The 14,473-nt window shown below is 72.1% G+C and carries 12 protein-coding genes; 7 read left to right on the plus strand and 5 right to left on the minus strand.

The window, feature by feature from the left end; genetic code table 11:
• The first annotated feature begins 3 nt into the window (after window positions 1–3).
• Window positions 4–2,334 carry an alpha-xylosidase gene (locus ACH4TV_RS21810; RefSeq protein WP_398400463.1) on the plus strand — a complete coding sequence of 777 codons (2,331 nt, stop codon included), beginning with the start codon at window positions 4–6 and terminating at the stop codon, window positions 2,332–2,334.
• 72 nt (window positions 2,335–2,406) lie between these two features.
• On the opposite strand, the gene ACH4TV_RS21815 is transcribed toward ACH4TV_RS21810, so the two are convergent.
• Window positions 2,407–3,372 carry a pirin family protein gene (locus tag ACH4TV_RS21815; RefSeq protein ID WP_398400465.1) on the minus strand — a complete coding sequence of 322 codons (966 nt, stop codon included), beginning with the start codon at window positions 3,370–3,372 and terminating at the stop codon, window positions 2,407–2,409.
• Between the two features lie 171 nt (window positions 3,373–3,543).
• Here ACH4TV_RS21815 and ACH4TV_RS21820 point away from each other — a divergent pair, with 171 nt between their 5' ends.
• On the plus strand, window positions 3,544–5,052 hold the full coding sequence (locus ACH4TV_RS21820; RefSeq protein ID WP_398400467.1) for a carboxylesterase/lipase family protein: 1,509 nt from the start codon (window positions 3,544–3,546) through the stop codon (window positions 5,050–5,052).
• A 4-nt stretch (window positions 5,053–5,056) separates the two neighbouring features.
• On the opposite strand, the gene ACH4TV_RS21825 is transcribed toward ACH4TV_RS21820, so the two are convergent.
• The 4 genes from ACH4TV_RS21825 to ACH4TV_RS21840 all read right to left on the minus strand — a co-directional run bounded on the left by ACH4TV_RS21825 (window position 5,057) and on the right by ACH4TV_RS21840 (window position 9,018).
• Window positions 5,057–5,839, minus strand: coding sequence for an SDR family NAD(P)-dependent oxidoreductase (locus tag ACH4TV_RS21825; protein WP_398400469.1), 783 nt, complete (start codon window positions 5,837–5,839; stop codon window positions 5,057–5,059).
• Window positions 5,836–7,068: an amino acid deaminase/aldolase gene (locus ACH4TV_RS21830; protein WP_398400471.1), complete on the minus strand. Its 1,233-nt coding sequence runs from the start codon at window positions 7,066–7,068 to the stop codon at window positions 5,836–5,838. The genes ACH4TV_RS21825 and ACH4TV_RS21830 overlap by 4 nt, the downstream gene beginning before the upstream one ends.
• Window positions 7,065–7,895 carry an SDR family NAD(P)-dependent oxidoreductase gene (locus ACH4TV_RS21835; RefSeq protein WP_398400473.1) on the minus strand — a complete coding sequence of 277 codons (831 nt, stop codon included), beginning with the start codon at window positions 7,893–7,895 and terminating at the stop codon, window positions 7,065–7,067. The genes ACH4TV_RS21830 and ACH4TV_RS21835 overlap by 4 nt, the downstream gene beginning before the upstream one ends.
• 130 nt (window positions 7,896–8,025) lie before the next feature.
• A complete protein-coding gene (locus ACH4TV_RS21840; protein WP_398400474.1) occupies window positions 8,026–9,018 on the minus strand; it encodes an SMP-30/gluconolactonase/LRE family protein in 993 nt (330 codons plus the stop codon).
• Between the two features lie 241 nt (window positions 9,019–9,259).
• On the opposite strand from ACH4TV_RS21840, the gene ACH4TV_RS21845 reads away from it, so the two are divergent.
• The 5 genes from ACH4TV_RS21845 to ACH4TV_RS21865 all read left to right on the plus strand — a co-directional run bounded on the left by ACH4TV_RS21845 (window position 9,260) and on the right by ACH4TV_RS21865 (window position 14,458).
• Window positions 9,260–9,874: a TetR/AcrR family transcriptional regulator gene (locus ACH4TV_RS21845; protein WP_398400740.1), complete on the plus strand. Its 615-nt coding sequence runs from the start codon at window positions 9,260–9,262 to the stop codon at window positions 9,872–9,874.
• A 16-nt stretch (window positions 9,875–9,890) separates the two neighbouring features.
• On the plus strand, window positions 9,891–11,048 hold the full coding sequence (locus ACH4TV_RS21850; RefSeq protein ID WP_398400476.1) for an alpha-hydroxy-acid oxidizing protein: 1,158 nt from the start codon (window positions 9,891–9,893) through the stop codon (window positions 11,046–11,048).
• A 166-nt stretch (window positions 11,049–11,214) separates the two neighbouring features.
• On the plus strand, window positions 11,215–12,339 hold the full coding sequence (locus ACH4TV_RS21855) for an ABC transporter substrate-binding protein (RefSeq protein WP_398400478.1): 1,125 nt from the start codon (window positions 11,215–11,217) through the stop codon (window positions 12,337–12,339).
• Window positions 12,340–12,530: 191 nt separating this feature from the next.
• Window positions 12,531–13,793, plus strand: a complete 1,263-nt coding sequence (locus ACH4TV_RS21860; protein WP_398400480.1) for a sensor histidine kinase — start codon at window positions 12,531–12,533, stop codon at window positions 13,791–13,793.
• On the plus strand, window positions 13,790–14,458 hold the full coding sequence (locus ACH4TV_RS21865; protein ID WP_398400482.1) for a response regulator: 669 nt from the start codon (window positions 13,790–13,792) through the stop codon (window positions 14,456–14,458). Before ACH4TV_RS21860 ends, ACH4TV_RS21865 begins: the two co-directional genes overlap by 4 nt.
• The last annotated feature ends 15 nt before the right edge of the window (window positions 14,459–14,473 follow it).

The following is a 14,473-nucleotide window of genomic DNA, read 5'->3' on the forward strand; positions in this document are numbered from 1 at the left end:
TCCATGTCCTCACTCCATCCCCGTGACCGTGCCGCCTTCGTCACGCCGCTCCCGATCCTCACCCCGGCCGGGCCCGACGCCCTGGACCCGCTCGCCGCCGCCACCGTCGTCCACGCCGACACGGACGGCGCCACCCTCGACGTCCGCACGACCACCGGACGCACCGGCACGCTACGGCTGCGCCCCGCGACCGGTAACTCGATCCGCCTCACCCTGCGCATGACCGGCGCGACGACCGCACCCCGCGTGTCCGTCGTCACCGCACCGACCGGCACCGAATGCGCCGTTGAGCAGTCCCCGGACACGCTCACCCTGCACCTGGACGCCCTGACGCTGGAAGTCCGCCTCGCCCCCTTGGCGATGAAACTGACCGACCGTCATGGCCGGTCGCTGCGCCAGGCCACCGACGTACGGGACCCGAACGGCCTGCTGACCGTGCTGCCGCTCGGCGTCACCGAACTCGCGGACGGGCGCCTCGCCCACCACGACAGCTGGATCACCGGACCCGACGAGCACTTCTACGGCCTCGGTGAACGCTTCACCGGCCTGGACCTGCGTGGACAGCGGGTGGACTGCTGGGTCGAGGACGCCCAGGGCTGCACCGGCACCCGCTCCTACAAGGCCGTGCCGCTCCTGGTCTCCAGCCGTGGCTACGCGGTACTCGTGGACACGACCACCGCGGTCTCCTTCGACCTCGCGCACAGCAACACCGGGGCCTGGTCGATGACCGTCCCCGACGAGGTGCTCGACCACTACCTGATCACCGGGACCCCGGCCGAGTGCCTGACCACCTACCGCGACCTGACCGGTCCCGCCCTGCTGCCGCCCACCTGGGCCTTCGGCCCGTGGATCTCCGGTGGCTTCCGCCGGGACAACGCGGACGACGTACGCGAACGCGCCCGCCGCATCCGCGAACACCGCTTCCCCTGCGACGTGCTGCACCTCGACACGTACTGGCAGCCGCACGGCTCGTGGTCCGACATGCGCTGGGACACCGAGGCGTTCCCCGACCCACGGGGCCTGGTGGAGGAACTGGCGAAGGAGGGCTTCCACGTCTGTCTCTGGATGAACCCGCACATCGGAGTCGACAGCCCCTACTACGCCGAGGCGGACCGCAACGGCTGGTTCCTGCGCACCGCGTCCGGCGCCACCTGGGTCGGCCAGGTCTGGGGCGGCACACACCCGGACACAGCACTGCTGGACCTCACCCACCCCGGTGCCGTGGACTGGTTCCGTGCCCGGGTCCGCCAGGCGCTGGCGAGCGGGGCGTCGGTCCTGAAGACCGACTTCGGCGAGGCGGTCCCGGCGGACACCGTCGCCCACAACGGCATGACCGGCGACCGCCTGCACAACCTCTACCCGCTCCTCTACAACGACCTGGTCGCCGAGGTCACCCGAGAGACCACCACGGAGGGCCACGGCCTGACCTGGGGCCGCTCCACCTGGACCGGCGGTCAACGGCACGGCGCGAAATGGACCGGCGACGCCAACGCGAGCTGGCAGGACCTGGCCGCCACCCTCCGCGCCGGCCTCTCGCTGTCCTTCTCGGGCCACCCCTTCTGGAGCCACGACATCGGCGGCTTCCACGGCACCCCGGACGCCGAACTCTTCGTACGCTGGGCCCAGTTCGGCCTGCTGTCGCCGCTCAGCCGCTTCCACGGAACGACGTCCCGGCTGCCGTGGGACTTCGGCGAGGAAGCGTACGCGGCGGTCCTGCACGCGGCCCGCCTGCGCATGAGTCTCCTGCCGTACGTCTGCACGGCCGCAGCCGAGTCCGTACGCACCGGCGAGCCCCTCGCCCGCCCCATGCCCCTGGACCACCCGAACCGCCCGGACGCCCACGCCGCCGACCTCCAGTACCTGCTGGGCCCCGACCTGCTGGTCGCCCCGCTGTACGCCCCGGGAGGACGACGGCAGGTCTGGTTCCCGCCGGGGGAGTGGCTGCCGTACAGGGGCGACGTCCCGGTCACCGGGCCGGCCTGGCAGCCCGTCGAGGTACCGCTCGACTCGGCCCCCCTGTGGCTGCGCACGGGAACCCTTCTGCTCACCACACCGCCCACCGACCGCGCGGGCAGCGCCCCCTTCGAACAGGTGACCGCCGTGTGGGTCTGCCCGCAGACGGAGGGTTCCCGTACGGCCCGGGCGGTCCTGACCGACGAGGCCGGACGCCGGACCACCATCACCGCGCGCCTCGTCGACGACCATCTGATCGTCGCCACCGAGGGTCCCGGCCCGCGGCCGCGCATCGCCGTGCGGGGCCTCCCGGACGCTGTCCTCACGGCCGAGGTGGACGGGCTGCCGGCCGAGGTGGAGGCGTGGCCCGAACTCCCGTGAAGCACGGAAACGCAGGTGCTGCCGTCGGCCATGCGGCGTCCGAGCACCTCACGCCGGCCCAGTTTTCCCTGGTCAGCGCACCCTTCCCCGTGGCTTCAGCGGCGTTTCGGGCAGAGCCGGTGCGGGCAGCGGGTCTCCGTCGTAGCCCTTCACCTCGCCGAACCGGGTCCCCTTCGCCCAGTCGTCGCGGGCCTGTACGATCTCTTCTTGAGACCGGCCGACGAAGTTCCACCACATGACCAGCTCCTCCTCGAACGGCTCACCGCCCAGGAGCATCAGGCTCGCGTCGGACGCGGCGCGCAGCGGGAGTTCGGTACGGCCGCAGCCGAGGTAGAGCATCGAGCCCGGCAGCACCGGCACGCCGTCCACGTACACCTCCCCGGACATCGCCAGCACCCCGTACTCGAAGTCGGGCACCAGCGGGAGACATACGTCCGCGTCGGCGGTGAGCGTCAGGTCGGCGCCGACGATCGGGGTGTACGTCGTGCCGGGCGAGGTCGCGCCGTCGAGGTCGCCGAGGATCACGGTCGCGGTGACACCGGGCGCCGTGACCTCGGGCAGGCCGGCGTGGTGTTCGAAGTGCGGGTCGGTGTGGCGGTGACCGTCGGGAAGAGCGACCCACAACTGGGCCCCGTGCAGGAACCGCGCGTGGGTCCTGGGGCTCTCCTCGGAGTGGCTGATCGCCCGGCCGGAGGTCATGAGGCCCAGTTCGCGTGGGCCGATCGTCTGGAGGCTGCCGGTCGAGTCGCGGTGCAGCACCTCGCCCTCGTGCAGCCAGCTCACCGTCTGCAAGCCCATGTGCGGGTGCGGCGGCACCTGCATGCCTGGCTCGTCGGCGATGTCGTCGGGTCCGTAGTGATCGACGAACGCCCAAGCGGCGATCATGCGCCGGCCGAGGTTCGGCAGCAGCCGACGCACCTCGGTTCCCTTCCCGAGCTGTACGCGCCGGGGACTCAGGAGTTCGCGCACGGGTTCGGCGACGACGAATCCACGGCCGCCACACACACTGGGGACGGGCGCACGGTCAAGGTTGCTCATGGCGCACAACCTAGTCCGGGACCAAGCCTGTGCGCAGGAGGAAGGGCGTCCCGGCGGTGTCTCGCGGAGCCTCTGCCTCCGAGAGGAAGTTCGTTCGCATAGTGAATAGAAATTCACTATGAGCTACGCTGTCTCGCGTCGCCATGGGCAGGTGTCCCTGAGGAGTCATCGATGAGTGCAGGCGAGTTCCCCGAGGCCAGGACGGCGACAGGCGCGGTCCGCGGGCGTCGTGAGGGCGACCTCGTGGTGTTCCGCGGGATTCCGTTCGCGCGGCCGCCGGTGGGGGAGCTGCGGTTCGCGGCGCCGCGGCCGGCGGATCGCTGGGACGGTGTGCGCGAGGCGTTCGTGTTCGGGCCGCCTCCTCCGCAGGAGGTGATGGCGGGCGCCGAGGCCGCGCTCGCCGGGGACGACTGGCTGACCGTCAACGTCTGGACGCCGGACGCGGATCCGGCGGCACGCCGACCGGTGATGGTGTGGATCTACGGCGGCGCCTACAAGTTCGGCTCCGCCGCTGACCCCTCCTACGACGCCGGCCGCCTCGCCCGGGACGGTGACCTGGTCGTGGTCACCCTCAACTACCGGGTCGGCGTCGAGGGGTTCCTCCGGATCGAGGGCGCTCCCGCGAACAGGGGGCTGCTGGACCAGGTCGCCGCCCTGGAGTGGGTGCGGGAGAACATCGCCGCTTTCGGTGGCGACCCCGACCAGGTCACCGTCTTCGGGGAGTCGGCCGGCGCCGGGTCCATCGCCGCGCTGATGGCGATGGACCGGGCCCGCGGCCTGTTCCGGCGGGCGATCGCGCAGAGCCTGCCGGGCACCTTCTTCTCGGACGCGCTGGCCGGGGACATCGCCGAGGCCGTGGCCGGTGAACTCGGGCTGCGCCCGACCGTCGCCGACCTGTCCGGCGTCGACCCGCGCAAGCTGCCCGCGGCCGGCGCCGCGCTGGGCGCCCGGATGCGCGAGTACGTGCCGCGGTGGGGCGCCGTTGCCCTCACCCCCACCCCCTTCTCGCCCGTCGTCGACGGTGACGTCCTGCCCACCGCGCCCTGGGAGGCACTGGCAGGCGGCGCCGGCCGGGAGGTGGAGCTGATCGTCGGGCACACCCGGGACGAGTACCGCCTCTTCCTCATGGTCGGCGGGCTGCTCGGCCGCGTGGACGAGGAACTGGCGGCGACCGTCCTGCGCCTCTTCGGACCCGGACCCGACGCCGAGCAGGCCTACCGCGCCGCGTTCCCGGACGCCTCGGCGGAGTACCTGTTCGAACTCGTCCAGTCCGACTGGCTGTTCCGCATGCCCTCGCTGCACCTGGCCCAGGCGCAGACGGCCGGCGGCGGCCGGGCCCACGTCTACGAGCTGACGTGGGCCGCCCCCGCGAACGGCGGCGCCCTGGGCGCCTGCCACGGCCTGGACGTGCCCCTGACCTTCGGTGTGTACGGCGGCCTCGGCGGCGTACTGATCGGGGCGGCACCCTCACCCGGGGCCGAGGCGCTCTCCGCCCGCTTCCGCTCCGCGTGGACCTCCTTCGCGGCCACGGGCGACCCGGGCTGGCCCGCCTATGACACCGAGCGCCGCCTCGTCCAGCTCTTCGACACCGAACCGCAGGTCGCCGCCTACCCGGAGGAGGCGTCCCGTCGCCTGTGGGAGCGGTACATGTTCACTGAGCTGCCCCTGACGACGGCATAGGTGATCACCCCGACCGCGCGGCCAGGAGCCGCAGCACCCGGTCGGAGACCGGCGCGGGCAGTGCGCGCAGCGTGCGGACCAACGCCGTTGTGGGCCAGGGGAAGCAGGCCTGCGCCGGTTCCCGCTCCAGGGCGCGTACGACGTACCGGGCCGCGCGCTCCTGGCTGACCTGGAACGGCTTGGGCAGGCCGTCCGCGTCGACCCGGTCCGTCCCGACGAAGCCCGGGTGGATCGACGTGAACCGGATTCCCCTGGGCGCGAGTTCGACGCGCGCGGCGTCGATGAGGGTGCGCGTGGCCGCCTTCGCGGCCGAGTACGGGCCCTGGCGGGGGATGCCCATCAGCCCGGCCAGGGAGTTGGTGTGGGCGATCAGGCCTCCGTCGCGCTGGTCGCCCAGCTGCTTGATCAGCGGGACCAGGTAGTTGACGACGACGTCGTAGTTCAGCGCCATGATCCGTGAGACGTCCGCCGTGCTCACCTGGTCCATGGACATGTCCGGCCCCTGACCGGCGTTGAGCAGCGCGATGTCGACGGAGCCGTACTCCGCGACAGCGGTCGCCACCACCTTGGCCGCCGCCTCCGGGTCGAGGGCGTCGGCGGCGATGTCCAGGCAGGCGCTCCCGGCGGCCCGTACCTCCTGGGCCACGGCGGCCAGTTCGGGGGCGCGGCGGGCCGTGAGGACGAGCCGGTTGCCGGCCGGGGCGAGCCGCCGGGCCACCGCCGCCCCGATGCCGGAGGACGCGCCGACGATCAGCACCGTCCGGCCGGTGATGGTGGTCGCGGTCACAGGAAGTGGCGGCCCTCACCGCGGTAGGTGGGTACGGTGTCGACCACTTCGCCGCCGCTGACCAGATGCAGGTCGCCGATCCGCTCGCACAGCTCGCCGGCCTTGGAGTGCCGCAGCCACACCCGGTCCCCGATGCTCAGCACGCTCGCGGCCCTGCCCACCAGCGGCGTCTGCACCTCACCGAAGGACTCGGTGGCGGTGACGCGCAGTCCCGGCGGCCAGGCCAGCGTGGGCAGCCGGTCCTTGCCGAGCGGCCCGGACGCCACCCAGCCGCCGCCCAGGAGTGTCGCCACCGACGACGAGGGACGGCGTACGACGGGCAGCACGAAGTAGGCCGCCGGGACGGGCCGGAAGGCGCGGTAGAAGTCGAACAGCCCCGGACCGTACAGGCCGGAGCCCGCCGCGAGTTCCGTGACGGAGTCCTCGCGGGTCGTGGTCTCCAGGCTGCCCGTGCCGCCGCCGTTGACGAACCGCAGCGGTGTCACGGCCCGTACGGCCGCGACCGCCGCTGCCCTGCGATGGCTCAGCTCCTCGACGGAGGAACGCTGCATCGCCCGCACGACGGCCCGCTTGAGCACATTGCCGGGCACGTTGTCGCCCAGACCGGCGACCTGGCCCTCGTAGCCCATGATGCCCGTCAGCTCGAAGCCCGGACGGGACGCGACCTCGCGTGCGAACGCCTCCGCCTCCTGCGGGGTGTACACCGGGGACCTGCGCGGCCCCAGATGGATACGGCCGCCCGCCAGACGCAGGGCCGCGTCCAGTTCCAGGCAGAGGCGGATCCGGGTCTCGCGGGGGCCGGTCGCGGCGTCGATCAGGTCGAGGTGCTCGACGCAGTCCACCATCAGGGTGACCCGGGACGCGAAGCGCTCGTCGGCGGCGAGGCGGCGCAGGGCCGTGCGGTCGGTGGTGGGGTAGCCGACGACGATGTCGTCGAACTCCTCGGCCAGCCACAGGGCTTCGGGCAGCGTGAAGCCGAGGATGCCGTCGAATCCCGGGCGGTCCAGGGCGCGCCGGATGAGGGCGCGGGAGCGCAGCGACTTGCTGGCCAGCCGGATCGGTTTGCCGCCCGCACGGCGTTCCAGGTCGCGGGCGTTGGCGTCGAAGGCGTCCAGGTCGATGACGCCGAAGGGCGGTTCGAGGCCGGCCGTCGCCGCCCGCAGCCCGTCGAAGTGACTCTGGGCCATGGGATCCGCACCGGCTCTGGGAGTGGTGGTGTCGAGGGTCATCGGTTGGTGTCTCCTTGCTCGGGTACTGCCGCGGGAGCCGGGACGAGGCCCGTGCTGCGGCGCTGGGCCATGGCCGCCACCTTGGGGATCACGAAACGCATCAGCCGGGGAAACACACCGGCGACCCGCTGTACGCGTCCGCCGATGGCGGGGTGGACGACTTCGACGGGCTTCTTCACGAGGGCGTCGACGATCACCGAGGCGACCCTCTCGGGGCTGAGGGGCTTCTCGGCGAAGGTGATCACCGCGCTGGGATCGGCCATCTCCTGCTCCAGCATGGGCGTCCGGGTGCCGGGCGGATGGATGATGCTGAAGGTCACGGGCCCGTCCCGTTCCTCGATGGCCACACTGTGGTGGAAGGCGCGCAGCCCGTGCTTGGTCGCACCATAGGTGGTGTAGCCGGACAGCGGCAGGAACGAACTCATGCTGCATACGGTGACGATGTGCCCGCTCCCCTGGGCGCGCATCCGGGGCAGGGCGGCCAGCATGCCGGTCATCGGACCGAGCAGGTTCACCTCGACCATGTGGCGGTGCGCGGCGAGGGACAGGTCGCGGGCGTAACCGGTGTGGATGATCCCGGCGTTGTTGACGAGCACGTCGACCGCGCCGAGTCGCTCCGCCACGGCGTCGAAAGCCGCCTCCCACGCCGCCTCGTCGCGGATGTCCAGCTCGATCGCACAGGCGGCGGAGCCCAGTTGGCCGGCCAGCCGGGTCGCCCCGGGCAGGTCGATGTCGGCGAGGGCCACCCGGTGGCCCCGGCGCACCGCCTCGCGTGCGGTCGCCGCACCGATTCCGCTCGCGGCGCCGGTGATCAGGACGACGCTCACCGCGGACTCCCGCCGTGCGCACCGGTGTCCGTGCCGGTGCGCGAGTGCGGGACGCCGTCCGTTCGATGTCCGTGCAAGGGAACTCCCGTGAAAATAGGCCGAGTTGACGAGGGTGCGGGGCGGGGCGGGCTCAGGACGGCAGGACGTACGCCTCCAGCCGTGCCCCGTTGAGCTCGGCCCCGCGCTCCGGGTCGTCGGTCGGTGTGGTGGCCGCGTACAGGGTGTTGCCGTCGGGTCCGGCGACCAGGCAGCACAGGGTGCGCCGGCTGGTCGCGACGCGGTCCAGGATCCTGCCGCCGGGACCGACCCGGACGCACTCGCCGCGCAGCGCGTTGGCGACCCAGGCCGTGCCGTCGCGACCCGGTGCGATGCCGTCGGGGGCGATGGGACTGGCGGAGCGTTCGGCGATCGCCGGGTGGTCCAGCAGGGCGGAGACGCGCCGGGTGATCCGGCCGAGGAGCCCTGGATGGTTGAGGGACTTCCAGAGCGCGGACGGGATCAGCGGGGCCCAGGGCCGGGGCGGACCCAGCCGTCCGTCGGGCAGCACGGGGAGTGCGGTGAGCCGCATCGCCAGGGTCTCGGCGACGAGCAGGACCGGCCCGTCGTCCGTGGCCTGCCCCTCGTCCAGGAGGAAGAGGCCGTTCGGGAACATCAACGGCTCGCTCAGGCCGAGGAGTTCGCCCTCGGGGGAGAAGCAGGCGAGCGGTGTACTGGGCGGTCCAGGGGGCGCGTACAGCATGGAGTTGGGCTGCCTGCGGATGAAGCCGTGGTAGTCGAAACCGAAGTTGCCCACATAGGCGCGCCCCTGCCGGTCGACGAGCATGTCGTTGACGGGGCCCCCGGCGATGCCCTGGAGATCGGCATGCACGACCAGGGAGCCGTCCCGCTCCTGCCGGTACACGCAGTGCCCGTCCATCGAGACGACCAGCATCCGCCCGTCGGGCAGCCAGCCGAGGCCACCGGCCCGGCCGGGCACCTCCAGTACGGTCTCGGGCTCTCCCACGGTGTCCCAGCGGTGCACCGTCCCGTGGGCGAGATCGCAGAACCACAGGGCGTGGTCGTGCCAGCGCAACGACTCCAGGACGCCGTATCCGTCCAGGACGACTGTGGCCTTCGGTCGCACCCCTGCCTCCTGAGGCTGCTGAGCGGTCCTGGCGATGTCGGGTGCGCGACCGCGCCCCGGCAAGGGGTGCGGGGAACTGCGCGACCAGCCCCCACCGGTTCGGTTCCCGCTACGGTGGCCCACCGGAGAGAAGTAAGTCAAGCGTCCAGGTCGATCGACTTACTTCTCTGTGGCCGGTTGGCTATCCTGACGGGCGAACTCACAGGTGGGACCGGTGCGGAGAGGGGAACGCGTGCCCCGTATGGCGGCGAGCGACCGGCGGGCCGAGCTTCTCGAGGCGGCGATCCGGGTCATGGCGCGTGACGGCGTGGCCAAGGCCACCACCCGCGCGGTCGTCAACGAGGCGGGCATGACCCTCGGGGCCTTCCACTACTGCTTCGCATCCAGGGCCCAGCTGCTCGAACTCGTCACGGAGACCCTCACCGAACGGTACGTCGCCGAGGTCCGCGGGCTGTTCGCCCCGCACAAGGACATCCGCGACAGCGTCCTCGACAGCCTGCACGCCTTCTGGAAGGGCTTCGAGGCCAACCCGGGCGAGCACCAGATCACGTACGAGCTCACCCAGTACGCGCTGCGCAACCCCGGCTTCGAGGACGTCGCCGGCAAGCAGTACGAGATCTACCGGCGCGCCTTCGCCGCCCTGCTCGAACTGGCCGCCGACAACGCCGGAATCGAGTGGACGGAGCCCGTGCCGGTGCTCGCCCGGTACGTCCAGTCGATGATCGACGGCCTCAACATGATCTGGCTCGTCGACCGCAACAGTGCCGACAGTCAGGCCGCCCTGGAGATGCTCGCCGACCACCTCTTCCTGCACGCCCGGCCACGAGCCGACCGACCCGCTTGCCGCCCGACCTGAGCGAAAGGGTGTCCCCATGGCGTTCGCCGACTACCAGAGCGAGATCTACCTGAACGGACTGGGCGGTGTCCTGCCCCAGTTCCCCATGGAGTTCGCCGAGTTGGAGGACCGGGCCAGGGCCGCGCTGGCGCCCTCCGTCTGGTCGTACGTCGCCGGTGGCGCCGGGGACGAGCACACCCAGCGGGCCAACGTCGCCGCCTTCGCCCGCTGGGGACTCGTACCGCGCATGTTCGTCGGGGCCGCCCGACGCGACCTGACCGTCGACCTGTTCGGGATGACTCTTCCCTCGCCGGTGTTCCTCGCCCCGATCGGTGTCATCGGCCTCTGCGCACAGGACGGACACGGCGACCTCGCCACGGCGCGCGCCGCCGCCCGTACCGGCGTTCCGATGGTCGCCTCCACACTCTCCGTCGACCCGCTGGAGGACGTGGCGGGCGAACTCGGGGACACCCCCGGCTTCTTCCAGCTCTACACCCCGACCGACCGGAGCATCGCCGAGAGCCTCGTCGACCGTGCCGAGCGGGCCGGGTACCGGGGCGTCGTCGTCACCCTCGACACCTGGATCACCGGCTGGCGCCCGCGGGACCTCGCGACGGCGAACTTCCCGCAGTTGCGCGGCCACTGCCTGGCCAACTACACCAGCGACCCGGCCTTCCGGGCCGGTCTCGGCCGGCCGCCCGAGGAGGACCCGCAGGCCGCGATCCTCCAGTGGACCCAGATCTTCGGCAACCCGCTCACCTGGGACGACCTGAGCTGGCTGCGCTCCCTGACCGACCTCCCGCTGATCGTGAAGGGCATCTGCCACCCCGAGGACGTGCGCCGCGTCCGCGACGCCGGGGTGGACGCCGTCTACTGCTCCAACCACGGCGGCCGGCAGGCCAACGGCGGCCTTCCCGCCCTCAACGCCCTGCCCGCCGTCGTCGAGGCCGCCGACGGTCTGCCGGTCCTCTTCGACTCCGGTGTCCGCAGCGGCGCCGACATCGTCAAGGCCCTCGCCCTGGGCGCGACGGCGGTGGGCATCGGCCGCCCGTACGCCTACGGCTGCGCCCTCGGCGGCACCGACGGCATCGTCCACGTCCTGCGCGCCCTGCTCGCCGAGGCGGACCTGCTCATGGCCGTGGACGGCTATCCCTCCCTCAAGGATCTCGTCCCCGGGGCGCTCCAGGCCGTCTGACCGGCCAGCGGTCGGGCCGGCTGTCCGGCCGCCCTGTTCAACCGTTCGGTTGAACAGGGGTTCATCCCCTTGCCGCACCCTCACTCCGTACAGCCGACGCGAAGAACCTCTCGCTCGCGTCAGCATCGAACCCTCGGCAGAACCCCCCACCAGAGAGGCCCGCACCGTGTCCAGCTTCCTCAGCAGACGACGTGTACTCGCCACCGGAGCCGGAGCGGCGCTCGGCGTCGGCGCGCTCGCCGCCACCGGTACCCCCGCCGCCGCGGCCTCGCCCGCCGAGGAGACCCGGACGCTCGACGAGCTGTACCGGGCCGCTCTGGCCGAGGGCGGCAAGCTCGTCATCTATGCGGGCGGCGACGTCGACAGCCAGGGCAACGGAATCCGGGCCGGCTTCGCCGCCCGCTTCCCGGAGATCGACCTCAAGGTCGTCATGGACTACAGCAAGTACCACGACGTCCGTGTCGACAACCAGTTCGCGACCGACACCCTCGTCCCGGACGTCGTACAGCTCCAGACCCTCCAGGACTTCACCCGCTGGAAGCAGCAGGGCCGCCTGCTGCACTACAAGCCGGCCGGCTTCTCCAAGGTGTACGACGGCCTCAAGGACCGGCACGGCGCCTGGACCGCCATCGCGGTGATCGGCTTCAGCTACTCGTACAACGTCGCGGCGGTCGGCGCGGACGTCCCCAAGTCCCCCCTCGACCTGATCGACCCGAAGTGGAAGGGCCAGATCGCGTCGTCCTACCCGCACGACGACGACGCCGTCCTCTACCTCTTCAAGCTGTACGTGGACCGCTACGGCTGGGACTGGGCCGCCAGGTTCGCCGCCCAGGACGTCCGGTTCGCCCGTGGCAGCCACACGCCCGGGCAGGCCGTCTCCGGTGGGCAGAAGGCGCTCGGCGTCGGCGGCTCGGGCTCGCTCCTGGCGCCGTCCACGGCAGCCTCCCGGTGGGCCGTCGCCGAGGGCCACCCGTTCATGGCCTGGGGCCAGCGGGCCGCGATCCTCAAGCAGGGCAGGAACACGACGGCCGCCAAGCTCTACCTCAACTGGCAGCTCTCCACCGCTCAGCAGCAGGGTGCCTTCAACGGCTGGTCGGTACGGACCGACGTCACCCCGGCGGGTGGTCTGAAGCCCATCTGGAAGTACCCGAACGCGAACCTCGACGGGTTCCCCCGCTTCATGGCCGACCGGGCGCAGATCGAACGGTTGAAGCAGACGTTCGCGCTGTACTTCGGTGAGGTGAAGGGGGATCCGACACCGGGGTGGCTGGGGTTGCACCCCGGGGCGTAGTCGTTTCGCGGGTTGGGTGGTTCTTTTGCCGCGGGCCCGTGGGGGCTTGTCGCGCAGTCCCCGCGCCCCTGAAGGGGCGCGGTTGCGCACCGGGATCATCAGGCTTATCCGTCTCTTCACATAGGTCATACAGGCGGTCGATAGGATCGGGGCTCTGTTCGATTGGATCAGTCCGCCCAAGGGGATCTGCCGTGCTCGACCGTGTCCGCGTCCGTACACCGCTGACGGGGCGCGGTCATCGGCCCACGCTGGAACACGTGTCGCATCTGACGTTCTTCGTCATCGTCGCGTCCGCGCTCCTGCAACTCGCCTGGCTCAACAGCCCGCTGTGCTGGTACATCGCGAGCGCCAGCGGGCTGCTGGCGCTCGCCTATGTGGGCGGACTGGTGCTGTGGGACCGGCTCGGGGCGGGCGGGCGGGCGGCCTGGGTTCCGCTGCTGCTCCTGTTGTGGGGAGTCCTCCTCTTCCTCGCTCCGGTGCAGTTGAGGCCCTCCTACGTGTGGTGCGCCGTGCCCTTGGCGTGTGCCGCGCAGCGGGTGCTCGGCCGCCGGTCCGCGACGGTCGTCCTGGCCGTGATCACCGTCGTCCTCGTCACGACGCTGCTCGGGGCCAACGGCCGGTTCGGGCCGGACGCCACCCTGGTGCCCATGGCGGCCGTCTGGGGAACCGTCGCCCTCTACCGTTCCCAGCAGCGGGACGCCGAGGTGCGCCGGCGCCTGGTCGAGGAACTGCGTGACACCCGTGACCTCGTCGCGCGGCAGCAGCGCCGGGCGGGCGTGCTGGCGGAGCGGACGCGTATCGCCCGCGATCTGCACGACACGCTCGCCCAGGAACTCGCCGGCGGGCTGATGCTGCTCCAGGCCGCCGAACGCGACTGGGAGCACCGCCCCGACGTGGCACGCACCCGCGTGCGCGCCGTGGCCGACGGGCTGAGCACCAACCTCACCGAGACCCGCCGCATGATCAAGGACCTCACCCCGTCCACCGTCGCCGAGACCGGCCTCGAAGGCGCGCTGCGGGTCCTGTGCGCGCGCTCCGAGGCCGACGGTACGGCGGCCCGGATACGGTTCCAGGCGGTCGGCGACCCTCAGCCCGTCCTCGACGAACACGCCGCCACCACCCTGTTCCGCGTCGCGCAGAGCACGCTGGCGAACGTACGCGAACACGCCCACGCGGTGAACGTGCGGGTCACCCTCAGCCGGCAGCCGGACCACGTGGACCTCGAAGTCAGTGACGACGGCGTCGGGTTCGACCCGGCCGAGGCCTTCGCACGCACGGCACGTCGCCCGGGCCGTGGCTTCGGACTGCCCGCGGCCCGTGCCCGGCTGCGCGAGTTCGGCGGCGACCTCGACATCAGCGGCGTGCCGGGCCGGGGCACCCGCGTCCGGGCCACGGTCTCCGCGCGGCCCCGGCCGCAGCCCGCCGCCTCCGTTCCCGCGGCGACCGCCGGATGACCACAGAACCGCCCGGCGCGACCGGGCCGCCGCTCCGTGTCCTGGTCGCGGACGACCACGCCGTCGTACGGGCCGGCCTGCGCGCGCTCCTGGAAGGCGAACCCGACCTCGAGGTGATCGCCGAGGCCGGCAGCGGTGAGGAAGCCGTCCGGCTGGTCGCCCGGACGATGCCCGACATCGCCCTGATGGACCTTCGGTTCGGGAGTCCGGGGGGCGGGATCGACGGGATCGAGGCGACGCGTCGGCTCTCCGCCGCGGCACCCGGCGTGGCGGTGGTGATGCTGACCAGTTATTCCGGACGTGCCGATGTGGTGCGGGCGTTGGAGGCGGGCGCCCGGGGCTACGTGCTCAAGGCGGGCCCGCCCGAGGAACTGTTCCGCGCGGTACGCGGGGCCGCCGCCGGGGCGCTGGGGCTGGCACCGGAGATCGTCGGGGAGCTCGTCGGCCAGGTGTTCAGCCCGGAGCACGAGTTGAGCGGGCGCGAGGTCGAGGTCGTACGGCTGCTGGCCGAGGGGCGCAGCAACCGGGCCATCGCCGAGGCGCTGTTCCTCAGCGAGGCCACCGTCAAGACGCATCTCGTGCGCGTCTACCGCAAGTTCAAGGTCGACAACAGGGCGGCGGCGGTGTCGGAGGCCGTGCGCAGGGGCGTACTGGACCTGACCTGACCTCACTTGTCGCGG

Source organism: Streptomyces sp. NPDC020898, assembly GCF_044333925.1.
In the GTDB taxonomy this organism is placed as follows: domain Bacteria; phylum Actinomycetota; class Actinomycetes; order Streptomycetales; family Streptomycetaceae; genus Streptomyces.

What these genes read in the sequence shown, in the direction of transcription:
- ACH4TV_RS21810 (WP_398400463.1), top strand. Translation starts at nt 4, where the DNA reads ATGTCCTCACTCCATCCCCGTGACCGTGCCGCCTTCGTCACGCCGCTC.
- ACH4TV_RS21850 (WP_398400476.1), top strand. Translation starts at nt 9,891, where the DNA reads ATGGCGTTCGCCGACTACCAGAGCGAGATCTACCTGAACGGACTGGGC.
- ACH4TV_RS21845 (WP_398400740.1), top strand. Translation starts at nt 9,260, where the DNA reads ATGGCGGCGAGCGACCGGCGGGCCGAGCTTCTCGAGGCGGCGATCCGG.
- ACH4TV_RS21830 (WP_398400471.1), bottom strand. Translation starts at nt 7,068, where the DNA reads ATGACCCTCGACACCACCACTCCCAGAGCCGGTGCGGATCCCATGGCC.
- ACH4TV_RS21815 (WP_398400465.1), bottom strand. Translation starts at nt 3,372, where the DNA reads ATGAGCAACCTTGACCGTGCGCCCGTCCCCAGTGTGTGTGGCGGCCGT.
- ACH4TV_RS21820 (WP_398400467.1), top strand. Translation starts at nt 3,544, where the DNA reads ATGAGTGCAGGCGAGTTCCCCGAGGCCAGGACGGCGACAGGCGCGGTC.
- ACH4TV_RS21865 (WP_398400482.1), top strand. Translation starts at nt 13,790, where the DNA reads ATGACCACAGAACCGCCCGGCGCGACCGGGCCGCCGCTCCGTGTCCTG.